Genomic DNA, 24017 nt, shown 5'->3' on the forward strand with positions numbered 1-24017 from the left:
TGTCGTGAACGGTCCGGTGCGCGAAGTGGCGACTGAAAGCAGACGGAAGGTCTACACTCGCCCCTATCGCGTTGTGCTGGGAGACGTGGACTCCGCACAGGTAATTTACTTCGCGAGCGTGTTCCGCTGGCACGAGTACAACATGTCGGAGTGGCTCGCTGAGAGGTTCACGCCTCTGCGGCACCTTCTTGAATCAGGGCATGGCCTGCCCGTCGTCAGCTGTTCCGCGGACTATGGGAAGCCGATTCTCCAGGACGATGTCCTGGAGCTCGAATCATGGGTGTCCGGAGTATCCCGTTCCTCATTCCTGTTCAGCACCAATGTTCTACGTGATGCCGTGCACATGGGCACAGTAACCACCAGACACGTTTGGACCGAAAGGGACATCAGCGGGGCATTCCAATCAAAGCCCCTCCCTGAAGCCCTCCAAAGAGAACTCAATCCCCTATAACAGCAACACTAAAGGCGCCGCCGGTTCCAGAGACCAGCGGCGCCTTTAGTGTTTCCCCTTTGCCCTCTCCGGCTCCCCTTGCCGGGCTCCGGGTTCATCTCATGGCACGCTGCCTATGAACGATTGCTGGTCAGCCGGCCGCCATAAACCATGGCGATACGAGAGTCATCATGATGAGCATGCCGTAGGAGTAGATGCCGGCAATGTAGCCGTAGAGTCCGGTTTTAGCTACCTGGGCAAGCAGCAGAATGAGCAACACTCCAAGGGACGCAATGCTCACTACGAGTGACGCGGTGAGATGTGCCGTTCGTGGCTTATGCCCAGTTTGCGCGGGAGGATTCCGTCCGCTGATACGCGCAAGGATGTTGTGAGCAGATAGCGACAGTGCGAAGGCGCTTGTGAACAAGAGCAATACTGCGGCGTAGTAGGCAACCTCTCCAGCGTAGTCTCGGACGCTGGTCCCCGAGGCGTCTGCGACGTTGTTGGTCAGGACATCCATTACAACGTCGGCGCCGTAGGCATTGATGAGCGCGAAGGCGGTCAGCGGCGTACATGACTGCGATGGTATTACGACGCCGTATGTGGCCCGAGGAATCGTTCGTTCAGGATTTAGGACTTCTTCGCGGAAGATGACGGTTGCCTCGAAGCGGCCGAAGAGACCGACGGCGAACAGGCCTGCGATTGCAGGTGATCCGGAGAACATGTTGGTGGGCTCGAACGATTCGAAGCTGATGCCGTTCGCCCTCCGTTGGCGAACACCGCGATTACGTAGACGGCTACCAGCAGCATCTCCAGTCCCAGGAAGACAACCAGTGCTTTCGCAGAGAAATCGATGTTCAAATGGCCAAGTGCGGTAACCGCTACGAGGACGACCAGAGCTTCAATCGGCCAAGCCAGTTCCGGGCCTCCGAACAAGCGCGAGACGATGTCATTCAGTGCGATTCCGCTCAGCGCATAGACGCTCAGCAGCGCAGCGAAATAGGTGACGATCGCGCCGAACCCTGCGGAGAGACCGACCTTCCTGCCGAGGCCGGCAGTGATGAATGCGTAAAAGCCGCCGGGCGTTGCGCAAGTCAGGAGCGGGCGGCGGCGTCACCTGCTCCTGACAGTTGTAGGCGCCAGATGCCGCAGAGGCCCGCTATTTTTCTTTGCTTATCGTATGTGTGCATAGCGAACAGGTTCAACAGCGGTAAATGCCCAACGGATCAAAGAGTTCACGTCATAGACGGGGAGCCCTGTAGCTTCTGCTACTGCTGCTGCATATGGAGGCAGGTCAGTACACTCCAGTAGAATTGCGCCCAGGTCATTGTGCTGCTGTTGCATGGCTAGGGCCTCGGCCACTACGTCGGCTTCAACTGCTTGGAAATCGAGGGTGCCACTCTCCTCGTGTACCGCTGCCCTGAAGGCCGGCCGGTTCTCAAGTCCGTGGATCACGTAGTTGAGGGAGAGCCCGGCGGTGGCTATATCCATGTGCTTGTCGCTGAGCGAGTCACCAGAGAAGGTGATGATGCCGATCTTCTTTTCAGGAGCGATCGTCTGTGCGATGAGGGGCATCTGCAACAGGCTGGATGAGAACACTGGCACCGGGAGGTTCGCAGTGAGTTCGCGCTGAAACAGCACCATGAAACCGCAACTGCCAACTACGGCTTTGACACCCTGCTCGACGAGAACCCGCCCGGCCTGGATGAAGCGTTCCCGAAGCTCGTCGAACTGGGGTGCGTAGATCAGCGACTCGTAAGTGGCGCCCCTGATGCTTGCGTAAGTTACTGGAAATGGGAATGTTCGGGCGTTGTTCGGAGACCCGGGAGGATAGGGCACCTTGGCTTCCATCATGATGATGCCAACGGGTATACCCGCAGGGTAAAGCGGCGACTTACTGGTGTACTGCATTGTTTTCTCGCTTCCGTTCAGCGTTTTCGGAAGACTATCGCCGCGGGCGGCCTTGGTAAACGGGTGTTTTCCCGAAAGATAGGGGCGAATTTAGGTGCTTCACCGTTAGTTCTGCTAACTCGAGAGAGGCCAAGGCGGTCCACACGTGGCGGGCCGAAGAGACGGGAGGAGCCGGACGACTCCACGACGTCCACGCGCCCCTCCCTCCGCACCGGATCCTGGTCGGGGCCCTTCCCGGAAGGCGTTCGGGATGCAGGGGCACGATAGCGTGCCCGATTCGCGCTGAGAAACCGGAAGAAAAGCGTCGTTCCACATCAGCCCGAACTAACGCCATTTAAGCTGTACTACGCGTGCCTTTCAATGGGTAAGCCTGTCTTCTCCAAAAAATCTAGGATGCCTGATTGCTGATTTCGGAAGGCCTCCAGTTCTGAGATGGGGGTTACAGCCGTAAGTCGTCAGATGACCACCCGGCAAAGAACCCGCCGATTTAGCGCCAGTACTTGAAAAGAGAGGGGGCGCCGTGAACCTTACAAACCCAGCGAAAGATGACCGGAAGATTTCCAATGGAAGCGATGTGCACCACGTCATAGTCTCGAAGAAAGCACTGGGAGCATAAGTTCTCCAACTTTGTACGGGACAGGCTTGCCCTTGTCTCCCGGCGTTGCGACACCTGTGATCCTTCGCCGGTATATGAAACGTATGGAAGGCAGTAAGTTCATGGATCAGCAAACCGAATTCGATTACATCATCATCGGCGGCGGGAGCGCCGGAGCCGTCCTGGCAAGACGGCTTAGCGACGACGAATCGGTAAGCGTGTGCCTTATTGAGGGTGGGCCCGCCTTCGAGCATGACCCCAAGGTTCTTCTGCTCAAGGAATCGCTTGCCTTGGTCGGTAATCCCAAGTACGACTATGACTACCCTCTCGTTGAACAGGAACGGGGCAATTCACTGCTCCGGATGAGCCGGGCGAAAATGCTGGGCGGCTGCAGTTCGCATAACGACAGCTGGGCATTGCGGGCACCCGACGAGGACATGAACCGGTGGAGTGCGCTGGGAGCCACAGGATGGGACGCTGCCGGCACCGCCCCTTACTTCGATCAAGTTTTTGAAGACCTGAAAGTACACGCAGTCACCCAAAACGCCGAGCTGTCGAATGCCTGGATTGCCGCGGCGAACGAACAGGGCTTCAAAACCATCGACAATACCGCAGGTGACTACTCTGAAGGGATCTCCTGGGTCTCCCTCAACGAAGACGATGGGGTGCGGGTATCCACCGCGGTGGCCTACCTCTACCCCACTTCCGAACTGCCCTCCAACCTGACGCTGCAGCTCGAAACTCTGGCGCACCGCATCATCATTGAAGACGGTCGCGCAGTGGGGGTTGAAACAGACAAAGGAACTTTCACCGCGCGGCGCGAGATCGTAGTTTCGGCAGGTGCAATCGATTCGCCCAAGCTCCTCATGCTTTCTGGCATTGGACCGTCCGAGCACCTGAAAGAATTTGGCATCGATGTCGTCGCTGACCTGCCGGGCGTTGGTTCTAACCTTTCAGACCACATCGAAACGCCGCTCACATGGGAATCCGCCAAGGACGCCGGCGAGAGCATTAATGGACTCGACCTCGGATTCTACGCAGACGTCCTGGATGAGGGTGAGTTCAACATCCAGGTAACCATCGGACACTTCAGCTACTGGCTGCACGAGCCGCCCTTTGACGACCTGCCCAGGCCGGAACGCGCCTTTACGTTCGCGCCCAACGTAGCCCGCCCCGCCAGCAAGGGAACGATCCGGCTGGCCTCAGCAGACCCGAGTGTCAAACCGCTCGTTGACCCGCGCTACTTTACCGACCCCGAAGGCCGCGACGAAACGCTGCTGGTTGAGGGCATCCGCCTGGGACGCAAGCTTGCAGAAAGCACTGCGTTGAAAGAGTGGGTTGTAAAGGAAGTCTCCCCCGGCCCCGAAGTCCAGTCCGACGAGGATCTCGGGGCTTACGCACGGCGTTACTCCAACACCGTCTATCACCCCAGCGCCACCTGCAAGATGGGTGCAGCGAATGATCCTGAAGCAGTGGTGGATCACCGCCTGCGCGTGCGCAGCATCAAGGGACTGCGCGTTGCGGACGCGTCAGTCTTCCCCGAACTCGTTCGTGTTAATCCCAACATGACCGTCGTCATGGTAGGCGCAAAGGCCGCTGACCTGATTAAGGAAGATCACCAGTGACAGCAGAAGCAACACTTCAAGGCGTCCAGCTGCGGCACTTCGTCAATGGCATTTGGAACAATGACGACGCCGCGGGTTCGTTTCCGATCATTGATCCCAGCACCGGAGTAGAGGTTGCGCGAGCCCCAATCGCCTCCCCGCAGGTCGTGAACCAAGCGGTAGAAGCTGCTGTCGCTGCCTTTGAAGACTGGCGCCAAACCACCCCGAAAGAACGCGCCTACTATCTTCTCCAGCTTGCCGACAAGATAGACCAAGCTACAGAAAAACTTGCGCTGATGGAATCCCGTAATGTGGGCAAACCCGTCAACAACGCCCGTGAAGAAATTCCGCTAATCGCGGACTTGCTTAGGTATTACGCCGGGGCCGCCCGCGTTAGCGAAGGGGTGGGTACCGCCGAATACGAGCGAGGAAGCACTTCACTCGTCCTTCGACAGCCCATCGGCGTCGTCGGTCTCATCACTCCATGGAACTACCCACTCCTCGAAGCGGTCTGGAAGATCGGGCCTGCACTGGCCGCCGGAAACACCGTAGTCCTCAAGCCCTCAGAGATTACCCCTGTGACCACAGTTGCCCTTGCGCAGATGGCCGAATCCATCTTCCCGCCAGGCGTGCTGAACGTCGTCCTGGGCGATGGCACGACAGGTGCTGCTATCGTCAGCCACCCTGCCATTGGCATGGTTTCTCTCACCGGAGATGGCGGTACCGGAAAAAAGATTGCCAAATCCGCGTCTGACACCCTGAAGCGGGTCCATCTTGAGCTCGGCGGCAAGGCGCCTGTGCTGGTATTCAATGACGCCAACCTCGATTACACAGCGGAGCAGCTCTCTCTGGCTGCATTCGCTAATAGCGGCCAAGACTGCACGGCAGCATCACGGATTATCGTCCACGAGGACGTATACGACGCTTTCGTTGAACTGTTCCTGGACCGCGTCAGCAAGATCGTCGTAGGCGATCCCGCTGATCCGGAAACTCAGATCGGTCCTCTTGTCTCAGAACGCCAGCTCGAACGGGTCCTTGGGTTCCTTGAGCGGGCCACCACGACCTCTGCTCGCGTACGTCTCGGAGGGAAGAAGCTCGACCGCCCTGGCTACTACATCTCTCTCACGGTAGTCACCGACGTTGATCAAAGCGACGAGCTAGTACAGAAGGAAGTATTCGGACCCGTCGTCACGATTCAGAAGGCCTCATGTGATGACGACATGCTGACGATGGCCAACGACGTTCCTTATGGTTTGTCTTCCAGTGTCTGGACGACCAACATCAGTCGGACCACGCGCTTCATGCGGGACTTGAACTTCGGCACGGTCTGGGTCAACGGGCATCTGTCCACTGTTCCCGAAATGCCGTTCGGAGGCTTCGGAGAGTCAGGTTACGGTAAGGAGCTGTCCGCGCAATCAATTGACGAGTACTCCCAGCTCAAGCACGTCATGATCACAAGCATCGACTAACCCTTCGTAGCAACGAACCAAACGGAGAGCGTTGTGGGAGGCGGGCGGCCATTTCCGGCCGCCTCCTCCGCGTTGGTCCGTATTTTCTAAAAAGCCGTAGGAGACGCCATTCGTTAGTTGGGCTTCCCGTCAGTCAGCATCACACCCAACCGTGACGTCGAAGCCGTTTGACGAGGGAGGACTTGGCCTACGGGCGGAGCTACCGGGCGTTCTCTGACGCCCCACCCCAACGGAATCGTGTGACTTAGCCGCCGGCTGCCCAGTCGGACCTCCTCAACTTCACATTCTTGGGCTGTTCCGCACTCACTAGAGACACAGGGCAGATCCCGAACTTAGCGGGACTCGCTGTTCTCCTGTATGTGATCTGCTCCGCTTCATTGCTTCAACGGCATCGTTGGCCACACTGGTGGCTGTGTGAGTCAGACCGCCGGCGCGGGGTCTGACTGTTGCTCTGCCGTAAAAGGTGAGCCGGGCAGGAGGAGGTCCAGTGCTTCGACGTCGCGGAGTTTGCGAGTCCCGTTTCTCGCGTCAATGATCCAGAACATGCCCATGGATGGAATGGTTGGCTGACCCGCCCGTGGTGGATAAGCCGTCCCTGGCAAGCTTCGATCTGAATTCCTGGTGAAAGTTCCGTGCATGACCGGATGATCCGGCAACCGTCTGCAGCCATAATCAGGCCCCCATTGCTCTCTTGCCCGCTTCGAGCCTAGGGGCGAGAGGTCGCAACGCCGTTTCCATGAGGTGATGTCCAGGTTTCACGTTGGTCTTCCCGCGAGTCCCATGGCTGCTGCCTGAGCGACGCGGCTGAGGAATGCTGACAGCTGGAGTGAGCCCCTCGTCCGGGAGTGCGACCGTATTGATGGTGTGGGTCAGCCTCCGGCTGAAGACTTGGCTGTTCCTCAGTGCCAGGTCCAACTTCTCCACAGCAATCCGGGCATCCTGGACGTGTCTGCTGTATCACCAGTGAAGCGGGGAGATGAGTGTCGTTTCGTGTGCCCGGCCCAGAACCTCCTGGGTTTCGACGATAAGCGATTGGCTGTTTCGTGCCCGTATCAGGGCATGCCATGCCAAGGGTCGAATCATTGAGTTCGATGGCCTTGGACGTAGCGTGTAGGACCCCGGATATTTCCTGAGTCAATTTTCGAATGGCCTGTCGTTGTCGCTTGAGCCGCCCTTGGGGCATAGCCGCTGTGACTATCCAAGCGACGGCACACCAACTGAGGCGTCAAGGATCGTGTGTAAGGACGAGCCAGGTGGAGAAGGGATCATCGCGACGAGGGCAGCTTGAATCGCCATTTGTGAGGTGAATACGGCGCCCTTGTTCAGGAACCTGGCCACCAAGATGGCCAAGAAAACGATAAATAGTGCTGGTGCCGGTCCATTCCCCAAGATGCTGGTGAGGAGCACGCTGGCTGCCATACCGAGTGTGCAGCCAGCGGCTACTTCCAGGGCTCGTCGCGTGCGCCAGTCTCCGGAGAATTGAAGTGTGAGAAGCGCGGCTATGGCGGCAAAGACGGGATTTGCGTGTCCAAGGACACTCTCCGCCAACTGGCACGCCGCGACCGCGCAGAGCGCCATTTTGAAAGCATCCCCTGCGGAGGACTTGCAGCGCTGATATCCGCCGCGGAAATAGACCGAGACATTGGGGAACATGCGTATGAAACTCTTTCTCTACCCGTGACGCGATGCACCCGTCGGGTGGCGGCGGCTCCGACGGGCTTCGCTCCTTCTGATCGAGCAGGAGCTTCCTGGTGAGCCTATCGGGGCGAGGACTTCGCGCGCATTGCCATGATGTTTCTGTCAGGCCTTGAACAACAGTTACCGTAGGTCACACGTGCACACGTGCACACGAGTACATCGACTCTGCCCCGGTGGACAGAGGTGGCTAAGTGAGGCCCCTACCCGAAGCGCCAACCTAGTCGTGCCGTGCCATTGCCCTTTTCGCGTGCAACCGACCTCGATGGTGTCGGCGACTTCACAGCATCCTCGTCTCCAGCGGCTGTCCAGGGCAAGGCTTACGCAAGCGATGAAGAGCCCGACCGCCGAGCCGATAATTCGTATCCAAATAGGAGCGATGTATCCGAACCCGGCGGAATCACAGTGCCACCGAGAACAGCTCCCAAGAGGTTGCCAACATTGAACGCGCAAAATGATTGAGCGCCGCTGCGAGGGTCTGGACTCCCTTGGCATTGTCCATGAGGCGGGTCTGAAGGGCGATTCCCGTAGCCTTGGCCGATTCTTCCTTCGCTGCCTGAGTCCGCCGGCCCTAGATGTCCCTATGCTTTTGACACCGCGGGGTTATTAGGATGAGGCAAGAAAGTCGGATCAAGGTATCGGCGAGGGCGTTGACTGCCTTACTGACCATGCTCTCGTCGAGGCTTAGGCGTGCAACTCGCGTTGCACGCGAAGGTCTGGGGCCCCTCGACGTCGCCTGGCGCCAATAGCGTCCTACACAGTAGCTAGCACACACGGACATCCCGAGGGAAAGGAAATCTCATGAAGGGAACGAAGCTGCAGGAACAGGCTGCCGCGCGCACGCAGGAGCTGCCGGGGGCGGAGCTGACCCGTCCTTTCGGTGAGGGGTGGGAGGTGTGGAAAGTGCGGGGAAAGGTGTTCATGCTGCAAACGGACACTACCGGGGAGCCGATAGTGATCCTCAAAGCCGCCCCCGCGGACGGGCGTGCGCTACAGGAGTCGCACGAGGACGTTACTCCGGGCTATCACATGAACAAGCAGCACTGGATAACACTCCACCCCGGTGGGGAGCTCGACGCGCAGACGGTTGACGATCTCGTTACCGAGTCCTACCTGCGTGTGGTCGAGAACCTCCCCAAGAAGCAGCAGCCAGTGAACCCGGACACTTTCGGGCAACTGGCCACCTGACCCTCAAAGGGATACCCTGCAGGATCACGCATCCCAAGTCCGCTGCGGACCTTGGGGTCGTCTTCATAGGCCGGTCCACCCTCGATGAGGCAGACGCTGACGTGCGGATCATCGGCAAGTTTCCGGGCCATGGTTGCGCCCGCCGATCCTCCACCCACGATGATGTAGTCGAAAGTGTTTTCTGTGGTGTTCATTTAGCTATTGCCTTCCAATCCGCGCATACACATTCGACCCTCGAGGAGGAACGTGCGAAGTCGATGTAAGAGACTAGGCCGTGACCACGCCGCTTGAACTGGAATCCCAACTACTTAATGTGGAGTCAGTCGGACATTTTTCAAAGTGTGTCGCGTGTCTTGCTTGTCAAGAACTACCTCAGCACGTTGCGTGCGAGACTTCGTTTCTGTCGTCGGCCTGGTGTTGGTAAGAACAGCGAGCAGCTGTTCAGCCACGCCGCTCTGCTGCGCGGGCGCGTACCCCGTCATCGTTGCAGTACCGTGCTCCACTTCGTTTGAGGCAGAGCAGTCCGAGTAATCGATTGTCCTCATGGACAACGGCAAGCCGGCGACGTCCTGCCCGTCGGAGGACAGACGTGATAGCAGTGAGGTCAGCATGCAAGTGGACTGTTCTACCGTCTAGAGTTCCGTATTTGCGGACAGGCTCGGAATCGTGCGCGTCGACGGGGATATCGGAACGCTCAGCGGTCGTGACGAGTCCCCCATCCGATCCGACGACCAAAGCCAAATGAACGTGATCGTCCCTAAAGAAGGCACGTACCTGGCCGACACTGGAGTCTGGTCCATGTGTCGTAGGGAAGGTCACCATGGCATCTGCCACACAGGTGTGCCGGTTCAACCCCCTCCCACCGGTTCGATACTGAGGGGTACGTCCGGCGGTGCACCATGCCCTTCATCCCTAGGGTGAAGTTCAACCGGACAGTGTGGGGAGCACGTCGCCTTAGAGCTGTATGTAGGCGCCAAGATCGGTCGCACGCGTGAGAGGTTAGTCCGGGGTCGCCGAGGAGCCGCTGGGCAAGGATCACGTTAGGCATTCCCGTGACCGCCTGGCCGAAGGTCAGCCCCGTGGCGGCGTTTTCCCGGCCCACGGTGACGTACACCAGCGCTCTTTTGCGGTCCAAGGATGCCCAGACCAGTCCTAGGTGCACGCCGCCTCCTGTCCGAGCGTCTGATCAAGGGCAGTCCGGGCGATCTCTCGTGCCCTCTCCTGAAACCGTGCATAGTGCAAAGGCGCATCTCCAACGCCTGTGCCAAGCGCGTTGTACAGCAGGTCCACGCGACTGTCGCTGACCCCACAGAAGCCGGCGATACCGATATTGAGATGGTGCTGGATCAGTTTGTCGTAGTCGCGCTTGGTGAAGAACTCCTGGCTCTCGCCTGCCAGACCTATCCACCTGATTTTCTGTATCTTCGCCTTTCGACCGCCCCCATAGAAAAGGCCATGGTTCCACACTCTGTCAATGTAGCCCTTCAAAATAGCGGGAAGTGAGAACCACCAGATGGGAAACACGAAGAAGACGACGTCTGCGGCATTTGCCCGCTTGGCGTAGTCCATGACTTCCCTGGAGTATGGCTTGTCCGGGTTACTCCAGTCCGGTTCGTCGGCCTCACGAAGCGAGGCGTCGAACTGTTCCCGATAAAGGTCCAGCTCATCGACCTCGATGCCTGTCAGTCCCAACTCCTCGACAACTGTTCTGACTACAGTTGCGGTGAGCGAATCGGTCCGCGGGTGCGCCCAAACGACCTGGGCCCGAAATCTTCTCGGAGCCTCCAACCCCAAACTCAGGGGGTTTGGCTTTGTCGGGCTATTCACTCAGAATCCATATCCGCGCCGCCTGGATGGGCCGGTCTTGTGCTGGCCGGAGGATGGCTTACAACAGGTGCGTCGATATCCACGGTTTCCCCGGCTCCTCGTCATGAACTCATCCCACAGAGAAGGTTTGATGCGTGCAACGCCGGGAATTAGCCGCCCTGCCGCGAACCGGGCGTTCACAACCAATTACCCGGATCCGCGACCACATCACGTCCATTTCGGAATCTCAACCGCAGAAACGCGCCTACAGACAAGCGAGACTGTCTCAAAGTGGATGACAAATTCCGATACGGTGCATTGGTGTCGAAAGTCCAGGTGCTTCCCATCAATGTCCGGTATGGGTTGAGGGAAAGCACCTGGACTGGACGTCTTTATCCCCCGTCTAGCTATACCTCAGTCCTCCGCTGGGCGCCCGGGGCGAAGCTTCAGTCCCAGTTCACCACCAGACGACTGTAGGTACGTTGCTGATGAGGTTGCGCCGTGCGCTATTGCGGTCATTCTCAAGGTACGAGTTGCCACGGGCGAATACCATGGTCGCTCGGGAGGTTGAGTCGTAACTCGGCCAGCGCAATGCCCCGGTGGACGGGTTGCCGGTGTGGGCAAAGGAGCCCCAAGCGTTCATCACCTCGTCCGCCAGCCTGAACCGGTCTCCGGCGGGATCGTCTGCAGCGCGAAGGTTGTCCGTGTCCTGTCCATCCCAAGCCGTCGCGTACGTTTGATTTCCGAACACAAAGGGCAATTCGGCTCCATGGGGGGCCCATGTCCCTTCGAAGCAGGGAGTTTCCCAAGCGAATTCGTAGAAGTACGCTGGACCACCGGCTGTGGTCTGCATTTCTGCCTGGAGGACTGCGGAGTGCCAATGGAAGGTATCGGTAAGCATGGCAGTGAGAATTTCAAGACGAGAAGTTTCGCCCATCACTCCTCGGTACTCGTTCAGCAAGGCGTAGAACTCGTCGGTGGAAATGGGTGGGGCGAAGTAATTTCCCACGAATCTCTTCGCCATCTCCTCGTCACTTTCCGGCTCTGTTTGGGCTGGCAGGTAAGTGAGCCCCTCATGTGAGTTGGTTCCAATTATCAGGGGTGTTGCTGGGCTCGGTGCACCGTTCTGCCAGGTCTGTTGGGGCATGAACGAGCCATCCACCACTGGCTGGAACGAGAGCCCGCCCATGCTGCCGATAACTGCGGAGGCCGCCCGCTTGATGTCCTGAACACTGACGTTCTGGAGCCGCTGTAGATCGAATTTTCCAGGGCCGAGCTCAGCCAGGAACGCCGAGGCAACCTCGGTCCCCTGTTCCCTCGTGGAGACAGATCGCTGGGCTCCGCTCTGAATAATTCCCTTGTGGAACAGACTCTTGGCAGACGGTGTGGCAAGGATCGAGTTGACCTTTCCGCCACCTCCGGACTCGCCGAAAAGCGTTACGTTGGCTGGATCTCCGCCAAGAGCGGCGATGTTGTCGCGGACCCAGAGCAGAGCCCGGACAATGTCCTGCTGGCCCGGCGTGGCGTGGGCTGCCAGTTCGGGGACGATGTCGCCGAACCAAGCGTATCCGAAGGCGTTCAGTCGGTGGTTGATTGATACAACGACTACTCCTGCTGTTTCTGCCAGTTTCGCACCGTCATAGACAGGTGCCCCTGCGGATCCGAAGATGTACCCGCCGCCATGCAGCCAGACCATCACCGGCAGGGGCTCGCTGTTTGGTCGAGAAGGGGTCCAGACGTTCAGGTAAAGGCAGTCCTCGCTCTCGGGCCGGGGATCAAGCCAGGCGGGATAGTCGGGATTGTCCTGGATGCTGGGGTGCCCTAGGGTGCTTGCATCTCGGACCCCGTTCCAGGCAACGGGAGGTTGGGGTGCCAGGAAGCGCCGCGTACCCACGGGCGGAGCGGCGTAGGGGATGCCCTTGAAGCTCCGGATGGATCCGTCCCTCACCCCTTTGAGTAGTCCGTACCGAGTGCTGACCACCAGCCCCTCGGAGCTGGCTGCTGCAGGTGGGGCCGCTTTACTGCTGGCTGCACCTGTTAGAACCGCTGCACCAATTGCCGCTGCCGTGCCCGAAAGCACCTGACGCCGGGAAATTTCAAATGAGGACATGCAAATTCCTAACTGGGTGAGAATGGTCCCGAGAAGGCTATCTCTCCAGTTAGGCGGCCGTATCTCGTGGCTTTTCCGATTCCCGAAAGTGATTATGGTGTGTTGACCAATGGGCCCAACCGCCCGGATTCCACCAACTTGACAGGACGATACGGGCCAACTTGGAAAGCCTTCGGGTATAAGCGGACAACCTTTTCTGCCGAAGCCCTCAGATCCACTAAAGAGCGGGGAAAGGCCCCACCACATGCAGCCGCTCCTATGGCTGGCCAGACCGGGAGTTCATCTTGACGATTCGACTGACACAACGCCCGAGGCGACTTGTTCCTTTTCTGGTCCTGACAGTCGCCAACAAATTCGTCGCACCGAGAATCAACTACGTCGGAAACAGGGGCAAGAGTGAAGCACACCCCAATCTGACGTCAGCTGCACCGCTCGATAGACGTCAGTGTAGGGTCGTCCCCTTCCTGGTTATCGGACGCGCTCAGGCCAAGGTCCGAGATCTCAACGTGACACATCCAGTCGCGTATGACGGTCCTCGGCCACCTGCCCATAGACTCTAGAACAACCGATTAACGTGCCGGATTCACCAAGTGGTTGCGTCGACCACTGAAATCCGCCGTGCCCTTAGGGCTGCACTGGCGGGCATACTCGGCCGCCATTCGTACGCCAGGACGTCTGTCAATGCACGGTCGCGCTGTCCGGTTTCACCGACGTGCGGAACCCGGACTACCCTGCCCGCGAAAAGCGTGGCCATGCCATCACGGTACGCCCGCACCTCACCGGCCATCAGCGGAGCCCTCTGCAGACACACGAGCTCTCGTCGACTTCGGTCATGCTGCGGTGCACGGCATGGGCAATGAAGGGATATGAACACCCAGCCAGACAGCGGCCACCACCGCCCGGGACGGTCCGCTCCAGTTCCACAACATCATGTAGTTGTCCAGCACGGAGGCAATGAAAAGGTATGAAGAACGGCAGGGCAGCCGGCACCTCGGTCCAGGACATCTCACCAAGAATTCACAGAGTCATGCAGTAGACACCGGAGACAACGATGAAGAAGCAGGAAGAACACCACGAGCCCGACAGGAGGAACCAGTGAAGAACCAACGACGCGGAAAAGGAATCAGGCCCAGCTTTTTCGCGGGTCATGTTGTCCAGGCCACGGACGTCCATGAACAGGTAACAGAAGACGCACCGTCGATCCAGGAAGGCAAGGAGGCAACCGGCTAGCAATGAAAAAGGCCCCCGGAAGGGCCCTTCACAACACATTTTGTGCACACTCAGAGGCTAAAAAGCCCCTGAACAGGGAAAACACTGTGCCCGAGGTGGGACTCGAACCGGACGCCAACCTTGAAAACCCGCCACTCCCCCGAAAACATCCCCAATCCGAGCCAGTCCGACGCCGGTACAACCGAATCCGAAGCCGAAGGTGTGCACATTGTGCACACCCTCTTTTGTGAGCATTCTGATGCACCGCATGGCGCGTGGGCAGCATTTTGAGGTCGGACAATCCTTCTCCACGCTCTCAGCCATTCGGGCCTGCGCTGATGTTTCCGGCCCAGCCGAAACTCGACGCACGACATTGGCGTGGCATTGATGTGCGGAGCAAGCCGGGGACTGGGACTGATTGACCGTCATAGCGTTAAACCTCCCTTCGGCCATCTCATGGGGGCAGACAGTAGAAGAGAGCATGACCAGGACACCGCTCCACCGAGCACCGAATATCCACAGGGTCGCACGTCTTCCGCACGACAGAATCGCCATTATCAGCATTCGATCCTGACGCCCACTGGATGAGAAATTCCTGCATCTGGCGCCTGACAGAACGGACCTAACGCTTGGGTGCAAAACTGCTTTTCCGTCTCTACACCAGCTGGTGCTCACTCAATGCGTGCCCTCCGAGGTCGGCCGGTGCTCTCTGTGCTGGATTGCGCGCCAAAGGCATCATCCCCGGAAAGAACACCCTCTCAATGACTGGCCAGCTGCGGCGGAATGCATTCTCTCCAGCGCACCCGACCTTATCTAGGAGCCCTGCCCCACCACTTGTCGATTTAGGGGGACTTGGGGCTGGCTTGCGCTAGAGCCCTTCGGGTTGACGGAAGTGCCGCTTATCGGCAGTTGGGGATGGATCCGGCTGCAGGGGAGTTGTTGTTCGACCAGGCCTCTCCCAGACCGTCGAGCTTATGGGACCACCTGTCGATGCTCCACCCAAGCCAGCTTTGATGGCTATGGGCCGGGTGTTCCTGTAGGCAGACAACCTCTGATCACTTCGCCTAACTCCATGGTGCAAGGGGACTAACTAGGTTTTTCCGTGGATGTGGCCTGTTGCTGCGCTAGGTCTGCAGCCCAGGGCCGTATCCCGTGGTGGAACTGCATGCCCTCGGGTAGCCCCTGAACCGTTGCAGTGGAATTTGAGATATCTATCGTGATCCGGCCATTGGCCATGGGCGCGTTGGTGATATGGAGATCTCCATATGATCCGGGGAGCACAGGATCCAGCCACAGTCCGCCGCGGGCAACGTCGGCGTAGTAGCCCATCAGGCCCTTCACTAGTTGGATGGGAGTAGTTGCGGCCCAGGCTTGCGGGGAGCACGCCGTCGGGTAAGGGATGGGTTCGTCGATCTGCTCCCGGCTGAAGCCGCAGAAGAGTTCCGGCAGTCGACCCTCGGAGTATTCGGCCGCCTCGAACAGAGCGGTGGAGATCCGCTGCGCCTGCTCGACGAATCCGTAGCGGAGCAGGCCGGCCGCGATGATGGCGTTGTCATGGGGCCATACTGATCCGTTGTGGTAACTGGCCGGGTTATAGGCGCCCATGTCGCTGGCCAGGGTCCGCACACCCCAACCGCTGAACATCTCGGGCGACATCAGCCTTTCCGTCAACAGCCCGGCTTTTTCTTCGTCAACGATGCCAAACAGCAGACACTGGCCCATGTTGGAGGCACAGGCATCGACAGGCTGCTTGTGGCCGTCCAGGGCGATGGCGTAGTAGCCACGGTCGGGGAGCCAGAACCGTTCGTTGAACTGCCGCTTCAGTTTCGCCCCGAGATCCCGGTACTCGGCCGCCAGTTCCAGGTCGCCGGCGTCGCGGGCTATCCAGGAGCGGGCCATGTACGCGCTGTAGACGTAGGCCTGCACCTCGCACAATGCAATGGGCGGCTCGGCCATACTGCCATCGGCGAAGTTGATGCCGTCCCAGGAGTCCTTCCAGCCCTGGTTAATAAGTCCGCGGTCGTTAAGCCGCTCGTACTCGACGAAGCCGTCGCCATCCCTGTCCCCGTAATGACGGATCCAGTCCAGCGCCCGGTCAACATGCGGCAGCAGGCTGGAGACACTTTCTGGAGCGAACCCCCAGCGGCTGACTTCCCCGAAGAGTGCCACAAACAGCGGGGTGGCGTCGACGCTGCCGAAGTACGCCGATTTCCCGCCCAGAGCCAGCCTGCTGGAGACATCGAACCTGACCTCGTGGAGGATCTTGCCAGGTTCCTCCTCGCTCATCTCATCCACGACCCGCCCCTGACGTTCAGCCAGAGTTTGAATGGTGCCGAAAGCCAGCGACGGGTCTACGGGCAGTGCCATAAGGGATGCCCAGAGCGAATCCCGGCCAAACAATGCCATGAACCACGGGGCACCAGCGGCCACGACGATCCGGTCCGGGTGGTCCGGATCCTCAATGCGGAGCGCACCCAGATCGTCATAACTGCGGCGCAGCGTCCGCTCGATGGAGGCGTTGCCGATGTGCAGCACGGGAATCTTGGACACCCACTCCTGCCGGCGCCGGTCGCGAGGCGATGCTTCGCCTTCATCCGGGCGGACAAACCGTGTGGTTGGACCGTCTCCTTCGTTGATGATGGGCACGACGCTTATAGTCGTGCTCCACTTTCCATGCGGCGGGATAGTGCGGCGGTAGGTCAGGCTGTCGGGGGCGGTATGGGCGGCTTTGGCTGCCACCACTACACCTTTGCGGACGTTTTGCCAGGCTGCCCGGATGGTTAGCGAGTCCTCTGCCACTTCACGCGTCTGCTCCCAGCGGCGTTGGACGCGTGCCTCCTTCACCTCGAAGAGGTCTGCGAAGTCGGCCTCCACCTGAAGGGTAACGACGCAGTCGACCGCGGCAGGTGAGTAGTTCTGGATGGTAATTCGTTCGAGAATGCCGGCATCGACTTCGCGGACGCGTTCGACGATCAGCGGGCTGTCTGCGTGTCCGTCGGGCCTGGGGACGCGGCCGACAAACTGGGCCCGGTAGGGTTCCTTCGTCTTTGTTCCCAACGGCTCCAACGGGGCGCCATTAATGAGTAGCTGCCAACACGACAGGATCCGGGTGTCCTCGACAAAGACCCCGTGCGGAGACTCGGCCCGCATGTCACCGTTTGCCGCGGAGATACAAAACGATGAGCCCTCCACCAAAGTGACCGATCCTGGACCCGGCGAACCTGCTGCGGTGTCGGCATTCCATCCAGCCATCCCGGGCTCCTTCAGAATCGATCTGAACGCCAATTACAGGCAGGCGGCCGGTTGGTGGATCCCGGCGACTGCGGCCCGGCCCCGTTTCTTGACGCTACGCCGGTATGCCATTTGATTCCAGCCCCGCTGACCGTTGTAGGGACCCAGCGTGACAGTGCCGCCTGTGACCGCGCGGCCGCCTGTGGCGACTGCCCCACAGTCTCCGAGAGGAGAGGATTCTGGTGCCAGCTTCAGCTTTGCGCTGGCCGAGGCGTACGCAGGTCCCACTTCTGGCCCTGGCGGCGCAGGCGGAAATATTCTTCCATGTCACCCGGACGGGGGCGCACGCTTTCGATCACCCTCTTTGTTTGCCGGATGGCGGTTGTTGTGCCTATTTCATCGAGCTCGTCCAGGATTGTCAGTGTTGGGGGTAGGAGCCTGAGCGTACCGGCGGCCTCCTCTTGGAGGATACGGCGCACGGGCAGCCAGTGAGATTGCCATGCCTCGGTTGTTTGATGGCGTGGTTGGACGTCGGGGCCCACTGCGGTGACGAAAAAGTAGGTGTCGAAACGTTTGGGCTGCCCTTCGGGCGTAACCCAGTTGGCCCAAGGTATCAGTGAGTCCGGGCTTAGGGAGATGCCGCATTCCTCAGCAAGTTCGCGCGCAGCGGCAGCGAGCACCCTCCCTGCATTATGTCTGGCCCGCGCCGCATCGTTCGAGATGCTGGTCCCGCGCCATGCCACAGCATGTGCCTCCAACAGATCATCGCCGAACGTCCACCCTGAGGAGTCGGCATCGTCAACGCGGCCCCCCGGAAACACGACCATGCCGGCAGCGAAATCCATGGTGGGCACACGGTGCTGGACAAACACCTCCGGTCCAACCGGCGAGTCCCGAAGCAGGACGACGCTTGCGGCAAGTACGGGCGGTTGATCACCGGACCTTCGTCCTTCGTCCGTGTGAGAGTGTGGCATGATTTCCCTTCTGTTACGTCGGCTGCGGCCGGCTTCGGCCGGAGCGGGGCATCGGATTGGCCGGTGCTTATTGAATGGACTGAAATGCTGCATAGCTCGTGCAAGCCCGCGGAACCCAGTTGAGCAATACTAGCGTTCGTTCGTATACTTTGTCTGCCGGTATTTCTACTAACCATTGGTGCTTACGGATGAACCGAAAAATGCTCAAGTCAAAGATTCAGGGGGCGACAGTCACCCAGGCTGACCTGCATTACGTGGGTTCGGTGACCGTGGATCTTAACCTTCTGGATGCAGCCGACATACTGCCCGGCGAGCTGGTCTCGATCCTCGACGTCACCAACGGCGCGCGCCTTGAAACCTATGTCATCGCCGGTGAGCGCGGGTCCGGGGTTTTGGGAATCAACGGCGCGGCGGCGCATCTTGTTCACGTCGGAGACACGGTCATCCTCCTCGCGTTCGCGGAGATGACTACCGAAGAAGCCAAGACATACTGCCCGGCGGCGGTGCACGTTGGCGACCGGAACTCCGTAACCAGGGTGGCGTCGGCCCTGTCTGCGGCGGTCTCATCTGGGCGGACCCTGGCGACTCCACAAGACCGGCGAAGGAGCTCCGTGCAGGAGTCCCAGGCCCTTGCGCCACGCCCAGTCCACGTCGCCTCTACCCCTCTTCCCCTGGACGGCTCGATGGTGAGGATGGCATCGACGCCCGACCAATACCCTGCGTCATGGGCGAATATCTCCAGTCTGCTCTGACCTCCAGGGGTCGAACCACGAGCATGAATCACACCCTGCCCCAGCCGTCTACGACACCGTCGTGGTGCTGGGGCAGCGTCACAAGGAAGGCTTTGCGACGACGCGAATGTTGATTATTGGACCTCCCCGGTTCGGGTAAAGGAACGCAGGCCGAACGGATATCGGCGTGCCTCGGCGTCGTGGCCATTTCGACGGACGACATCTTCCGTGCGAACGTCAAGGGCGGGACTGCCCTGGGTGTTGAGGCGAAGATGTATATGGACAACGGCGACTTCGTTCCGGACAGAGTGACCAACAAGATGGTCCGTGACCGACTCACCGAGCCGGACGTTGAAGCCGGATTCTTGCTCGACGGATACCCGAGCACCGCTGCCCAAGTTGACTACCTTGACAGGATTCTTTCCGAGGGCGAGGAGAAGCTCGACGTCGTCCTGCAGCTAACCGCTGACGACGAGGAACTGGTACAACGCCTGCTTGGCCGCGCCAAGCGAACGGGCAGGAGCGACGACCACGAAACCATCATCCGGCACCGACTTGCCCTGTACCACGAGCAGACGGAAACCGTGGTGGCCAGATACAACGCCTATGGCATCCTGAGGCAGGTGGACGGCTTGGGCATGATCGAGGAGGTCACGGACCGTATCATGGAGTCGATCAAGGAAAACCAGACGGCGTAGCCCAGCGACCCTTCCTCGAGCGATTCACCCGGTACCTCCGAGGCGGCGCCTCGGCTGACATTCCGCACACCGCTCAAGGATCTGGGCGGGTTGTTTCCGGCGCTCTCGCCGCCGCCATCACCACCTCGGGGGGTATTTATAAACCCGCTCTTCCTTCGCTCCCGGCGGCACCGGTGAGCGCACTCCCCGGCGCTGAACGAGGCCAGCGTCAGTGCGCTGAATGCTACTCCTTGAGCTGATGGGTCAGCACTTCAAATTCATCAACCCCAAGGACTTCCATGTGCTGTTTCGCAGTCGTTTCCTCACGGATCCGGTCCACTGTCGGACGGCTGGCGGTAAGAGCGTCCTGGTCGTCCCACAGGGTGAGTGAGAGAGACTTGTCGTCTTTCCCACGAAGATAATAGATTCCCTGGCACCCAGGGAGGGCTAATACCTGACGGACTGTGTCGGCGGAAGGCTCGCCGGTGCTGCCGGGAGCGGGCCGGTAAGTGCTGACGCGAGCGAACATTAGTCATACCTCCGAAAGTCGCTGATTTAAGCCGTCACACCACTTGAGCGATGGCGTCCAGCTCGGGGGCTTCGCCTCCCCCCACTAGTAAGGACCCGCACCGCCGGAAGCACAAGCTTTAGTACCCTGGCCCATTCCCGCCCGCGGCGCGAGCGTTCCACGTCGATCAGGGCTGGAACTGTGGATTGCTGAGGATGCACCACCCCTATCCGGCCTGAACGATCGACCCTGCATCCGTGGCGGTACAGTTCCATTTCGCTCCGCCCTGACCGAAGGACGGGAGCAGATTTCAGCCGCCGCGGGCCGCGCTATCGGCGCGGCCCGCAGTCAGGGGTAATGAGGGGTTGGCGAACCCGGAGACTTTGGGTTCGTGGAACGTCAGTGCTGCTGATGGAGCGACTGCTTGTAGCGTTCAGGCAGTGACAGCGTGGCGATGACGGAAATCAGGACCAGCCCGAGACCGATGCAGGTCAGGGCGAGCGTTCCGTTGCTGGTGTTCTGGAAGATCCATGCGGCGACGAACGGGATCGGGGCGCCGAAGATCAGGCCTGCCATGGTCATGCCGAGAGCCGAGCCCGTGTAGCGCATGGTCGTCGGGAGCGATTCCGAGAAGAAGGCAGCCTGGGTCCCGGCCGTGACCTGGATCCCGCAGAGCGCGAAGGCGATGATCGCCGCGCTTGCCGGGTAGTTCATGGAGTTCATGATCGGAAACATGGTTGCCGCGGCGATGCCTTGCATGGTCAGGCCGATGAGGAAGGTTTTCTTGCGTCCGATGCGGTCGCTGAGCCGGCCGCCAAGAAGTGCGGCGGGAATGGAGATGAGGTTTGCCATGAGCAGGAGCCCGAAGGTGATGGAGTTGTCGTAGTGGAGTTGCTTGGTCAGGTAGCTCACTGCGTAGGTGACGCTGATCCAGAACAGTCCTGTGGACGCGGCCCAGGACAGCACCAGCTTGATGACGGTGCCGGGCTTCTTGACAATTACAGCCAGGGCCCGCTCCTGGGGTATGGCCGATTCGGCTGCCTTCTTCTGGCTCTCCTTGAAGGCCGGGGTTTCTTCAACCCGCCGGCGAATGAACATCCCGACGACCAGGAGAAGAACGCCCATCAGGAAGGGAACCCGCCATCCCCAGGAGGCAAAGTCGTCTTTCGACAGGAATGTAGCGAGTCCGGTGAGCGTGAGGGACGCGAAGGTCTGGGCGAGAGGGGAACCGGTCGCCAGGATGCCGCCGAAGAGGCCGCGGCGGTCGGTGGGGGCGTGTTCCACGACGAGCACCTGGACGCCGGAGGCTTCTCCGCCGAGCGCGAAACCCTGGAGGAAGCGCAGCGCTACAAGGAGCGTGGGCGCGAGGATTCCTGCCACTGCATAGCTGGGAAGCAAGCCAATGAGCACCGATGAGGCACCCATAAGTACAAGGGTGAACATGAGAACATTTCGCCGGCCGATCTTGTCGCCTAGGGCGCCAAAGAAAATTCCGCCAAGGGGGCGGGCAACCATGCCCGCTCCGAAGGTTGCGAACGAGGCCAGGATTGCCGTGTTCGCATCGAAGCTCGGGAAAAAGAGTTGCGGAAACAGCGTTGCCGAGAGGGTGCCGTATACGGCGAAGTCGAACCACTCTAGTGCGGTGCCGAAGGTACCGCTCATCACGGCCCGGCGCGCGATCCGCGGATCGAACGATGGCGCTCCCGCAACAGCAGCAGGGGGAGATTGAACAGGATTAGTCAATTCCGACATTGGAACTCATTCCTTGGGTTATTAAGAGTCTAGTGAGCTGGACGTCACCAGCGACGGCGGGCTCCGGGTGAATCAGGAGACCTTTGCAGCGCTCCAGTCCTCTTCGATACTCGGCAGTTGGAGATTAAAGAACAAGCGTTCGTTCTCGAAGTCTAGAGTGTGATGTGGATCGCACGCAAGTGGGTGCGGGTCTTGAATTCGAAGCCTTCTGCAGTTGGCTGCACTCACGGGATTATTGCCCGAGGCGCAATGAGACCTTACGTACAAACGCCCGTTAGTCTATGCTGATGGGTAGAGGCGGCTGCGGCATGCGGCCGGACCCTGGTTGGAACCAAAGCCCACTAAGGAGACAGATGAGCGAGCAGGTCCAGGAAAGACTCGTCAAGGGGCGCCCCGATCACTTCTGGGGTGATCTGGTGACAGGTGACAGACTGCAGAGCCCCGGGATCACGATCACGGAGGCACACCTGGTCCAGTGGGCCGGGCTCACCGGCGACTGGGTGTCGCTGCACCTGGACGAGGAGTACGCGGCTAAGACGCCCTTTGGCCAGCGGATTGGCCACGGTCCGCTTACGCTTTCGGTCGCACTGGGATTGATGACCCAAACGGGCTATTTCAGCAATGTCATTGCCTGGCTGGGCCTGGAATCCGTGCGTGCAGTGAAACCGGTTTTCATTGGCGAGACGATCCGGGTGGAAGCCCTGGTCAGCGAGGCCAGGGAAACCAGCAAGCCCGGGGCCGGGCTGTGGACCATCGACTACACCGTGGTGAAGCAGGACGGCAGCACGGTCATGACGTTCTCCAGCAGCTTCCTCATCAAGCGCCGCTAAGCGCCTTCGCCCGGACCAAAAGCAAAGGAGCTTCCCCATGAGCATCACCACACACAACAACCCGGTCCGCACCAGTGCCGGCGACCCCGCGTCCCAGGAAAAGCTGCGAGCACGGCTGGTTCAGCTTCTGGATGAACACGTCACCGAGGAACGGCTGATAGCCCACGATGAAAGCGAGACCTACGACGTCGAACTTTTCCGGGCGCTGGCCAGGGCCGGTTTCGTTCAGCTGGAGTCAACGATCGGCGGAGCCAAAGCCAAACACAGGAGCCAGACGCTAGTCCTGGAAGAACTCGGTGCCCGAGCGACCTCAATGGGGGTCAGCTTCGTGGTGCAGTACATGGGCGTGGAGCTGCTGCACTCTTTCGGCAGCCTCGAGCAGCAGGAGCGTTTCCTCGCCCCGCTTTTTGCCGGCGATGCCAAGATGTCCTTCGCGTTGAGTGAGCCGGCCGGCGGGACCGACGTGGCACGGGCCATGACCACCAGGGCGGTGGAACAGCCGGACGGCTCCTTCCTGATCAACGGAGCCAAAAAGTGGATCGGCGGTGCATCCGACGCCGACTACCTCATCGTTCTGGCGCGCACGACTGATATTCAGCGGTCCTCGATCGACGGAATAACGATGTTCATCGTCCCCCGGCAGACGCCCGGGATCACCACTCAACCCATCGACACCATGGGCATCCGCGCCCTGGAGCAGTGCGACATCGAATTCGCCGACGTCCGCGTCCCCGCCGACCTGGTGCTCGGCGAGGTGGACAGGGGCTTCCGGCACGTCCTGGGCACCCTGAACGGTGAGCGGCTCAACGGCGCGGCCGTCGCGTTGGGCATCGCGCGCGGCGCTCTCGACTACGCCGTGGAGTACGTCAAGGAAAGGCATGCATTCGGCAGGCCCATCGGCGCCTTCCAGGCCCTGCAGCACAAGCTCGTCGACAGCAGCGTCAAGGTCGAGAGCGCCCGGCTCCTGCTCGAAAAGGCGGCCATCATTTCGGATGAGCATGCTGGTGCCGACGAAACCCTCTCGGCCATGGCGAAACTGGCCGCAGCGGACGCCGCCACCACTGCCACCGATGTCGGGATGCGGGCAATGGGCGGCTGGGGTTTCCTGCGGCAACTGCCCATGCAGCGATACTTCCGGGACGCCCGGCTCTATACCTTTGCCCCGCTCACGGACGATATGATCCGCAACTACATCGGCGAGCAGCACCTGGGCCTTCCCCGCTCGTACTGACCCCCGGATTCCGGCGAGTCACCTGGTCCCCTGCCTGGCGCGACCCGCACTGGCCGCGCCAGGCAG

The 24017-nt window shown here is 60.0% G+C and carries 17 protein-coding genes and 2 pseudogenes; 8 read left to right on the plus strand and 11 right to left on the minus strand.

Annotated features, from left to right (window positions below):
• The first annotated feature begins 118 nt into the window (after positions 1–118).
• Positions 119–451, plus strand: coding sequence for an acyl-CoA thioesterase (locus R5O87_RS04395; protein WP_462836434.1), 333 nt, complete (start codon positions 119–121; stop codon positions 449–451).
• Between the two features lie 130 nt (positions 452–581).
• Here the strand turns inward: R5O87_RS04395 and R5O87_RS04400 are convergent, their stop codons facing one another.
• The 3 genes from R5O87_RS04400 to R5O87_RS04410 all read right to left on the minus strand — a co-directional run bounded on the left by R5O87_RS04400 (position 582) and on the right by R5O87_RS04410 (position 2341).
• Positions 582–1154, minus strand: coding sequence for an APC family permease (locus tag R5O87_RS04400; protein WP_410557413.1), 573 nt, complete (start codon positions 1152–1154; stop codon positions 582–584).
• A complete protein-coding gene (locus R5O87_RS04405) occupies positions 1061–1528 on the minus strand; it encodes an APC family permease (RefSeq protein WP_410557461.1) in 468 nt (155 codons plus the stop codon). The genes R5O87_RS04400 and R5O87_RS04405 overlap by 94 nt, the downstream gene beginning before the upstream one ends.
• 75 nt (positions 1529–1603) lie before the next feature.
• Positions 1604–2341, minus strand: coding sequence for an aspartate/glutamate racemase family protein (locus R5O87_RS04410; RefSeq protein WP_410557414.1), 738 nt, complete (start codon positions 2339–2341; stop codon positions 1604–1606).
• Between the two features lie 717 nt (positions 2342–3058).
• On the opposite strand from R5O87_RS04410, the gene R5O87_RS04415 reads away from it, so the two are divergent.
• Together R5O87_RS04415 and R5O87_RS04420 are read left to right on the plus strand one after the other, a co-directional pair.
• Positions 3059–4561 (plus strand): GMC family oxidoreductase, encoded by a 1503-nt coding sequence (locus R5O87_RS04415; protein ID WP_410557415.1) that lies wholly within the window; start codon positions 3059–3061, stop codon positions 4559–4561.
• Complete coding sequence (locus tag R5O87_RS04420) at positions 4558–6009, plus strand: aminobutyraldehyde dehydrogenase (RefSeq protein ID WP_410557416.1); 1452 nt, start codon at positions 4558–4560, stop codon at positions 6007–6009. The genes R5O87_RS04415 and R5O87_RS04420 overlap by 4 nt, the downstream gene beginning before the upstream one ends.
• Before the next feature lie 1194 nt (positions 6010–7203).
• Here R5O87_RS04420 and R5O87_RS04425 read toward each other — a convergent pair.
• Positions 7204–7662: an FUSC family protein gene (locus R5O87_RS04425; RefSeq protein WP_410557417.1), complete on the minus strand. Its 459-nt coding sequence runs from the start codon at positions 7660–7662 to the stop codon at positions 7204–7206.
• An 843-nt stretch (positions 7663–8505) separates the two neighbouring features.
• Between R5O87_RS04425 and R5O87_RS04430 the strand changes: the two genes are divergently transcribed.
• Positions 8506–8892, plus strand: coding sequence for an MmcQ/YjbR family DNA-binding protein (locus R5O87_RS04430; protein WP_410557418.1), 387 nt, complete (start codon positions 8506–8508; stop codon positions 8890–8892).
• On the opposite strand, the gene R5O87_RS04435 is transcribed toward R5O87_RS04430, so the two are convergent.
• From R5O87_RS04435 to R5O87_RS04455, 5 genes are all read right to left on the minus strand, one after another.
• On the minus strand, positions 8814–9086 hold the full coding sequence (locus R5O87_RS04435; protein WP_410557419.1) for a lycopene cyclase family protein: 273 nt from the start codon (positions 9084–9086) through the stop codon (positions 8814–8816). The two genes, R5O87_RS04430 and R5O87_RS04435, sit on opposite strands and share 79 nt — an antisense overlap.
• A gap of 958 nt (positions 9087–10044) precedes the next feature.
• A complete protein-coding gene (locus tag R5O87_RS04440) occupies positions 10045–10719 on the minus strand; it encodes an NAD(P)H oxidoreductase (RefSeq protein WP_410557421.1) in 675 nt (224 codons plus the stop codon).
• A gap of 436 nt (positions 10720–11155) precedes the next feature.
• Positions 11156–12808, minus strand: coding sequence for a carboxylesterase/lipase family protein (locus R5O87_RS04445; protein WP_410557423.1), 1653 nt, complete (start codon positions 12806–12808; stop codon positions 11156–11158).
• Between the two features lie 2295 nt (positions 12809–15103).
• Positions 15104–17269, minus strand: coding sequence for an amylo-alpha-1,6-glucosidase (locus R5O87_RS04450; protein ID WP_410557425.1), 2166 nt, complete (start codon positions 17267–17269; stop codon positions 15104–15106).
• Between the two features lie 230 nt (positions 17270–17499).
• Positions 17500–18120 carry an NUDIX hydrolase gene (locus R5O87_RS04455; protein ID WP_410557427.1) on the minus strand — a complete coding sequence of 207 codons (621 nt, stop codon included), beginning with the start codon at positions 18118–18120 and terminating at the stop codon, positions 17500–17502.
• A 290-nt stretch (positions 18121–18410) separates the two neighbouring features.
• Here R5O87_RS04455 and panD point away from each other — a divergent pair.
• Together panD and R5O87_RS04465 are read left to right on the plus strand one after the other, a co-directional pair.
• A pseudogene (gene panD / locus R5O87_RS04460) lies at positions 18411–18767 on the plus strand (aspartate 1-decarboxylase); the annotation flags it as partial.
• A gap of 313 nt (positions 18768–19080) precedes the next feature.
• Positions 19081–19651 (plus strand): annotated as a pseudogene (locus R5O87_RS04465) (adenylate kinase).
• Between the two features lie 223 nt (positions 19652–19874).
• Here R5O87_RS04465 and R5O87_RS04470 read toward each other — a convergent pair.
• Together R5O87_RS04470 and R5O87_RS04475 are read right to left on the minus strand one after the other, a co-directional pair.
• Complete coding sequence (locus R5O87_RS04470; protein ID WP_410557428.1) at positions 19875–20159, minus strand: antibiotic biosynthesis monooxygenase family protein; 285 nt, start codon at positions 20157–20159, stop codon at positions 19875–19877.
• 378 nt (positions 20160–20537) lie between these two features.
• Entirely contained in the window at positions 20538–21890 is a 1353-nt protein-coding gene (locus tag R5O87_RS04475) for an MFS transporter (RefSeq protein ID WP_410557429.1), read from the minus strand.
• Positions 21891–22243: 353 nt separating this feature from the next.
• Between R5O87_RS04475 and R5O87_RS04480 the strand changes: the two genes are divergently transcribed.
• Positions 22244–22720, plus strand: a complete 477-nt coding sequence (locus tag R5O87_RS04480; RefSeq protein ID WP_410557430.1) for a MaoC/PaaZ C-terminal domain-containing protein — start codon at positions 22244–22246, stop codon at positions 22718–22720.
• Between the two features lie 37 nt (positions 22721–22757).
• The gene (locus R5O87_RS04485; protein ID WP_410557431.1) at positions 22758–23951 is read left to right on the plus strand and encodes an acyl-CoA dehydrogenase family protein; all 1194 of its coding nucleotides are present in this window, start codon (positions 22758–22760) and stop codon (positions 23949–23951) included.
• Positions 23952–24017: the final 66 nt, after the last annotated feature.

This window comes from Arthrobacter globiformis, assembly GCF_046536215.2.
Lineage (GTDB): Bacteria > Actinomycetota > Actinomycetes > Actinomycetales > Micrococcaceae > Arthrobacter > Arthrobacter globiformis_E.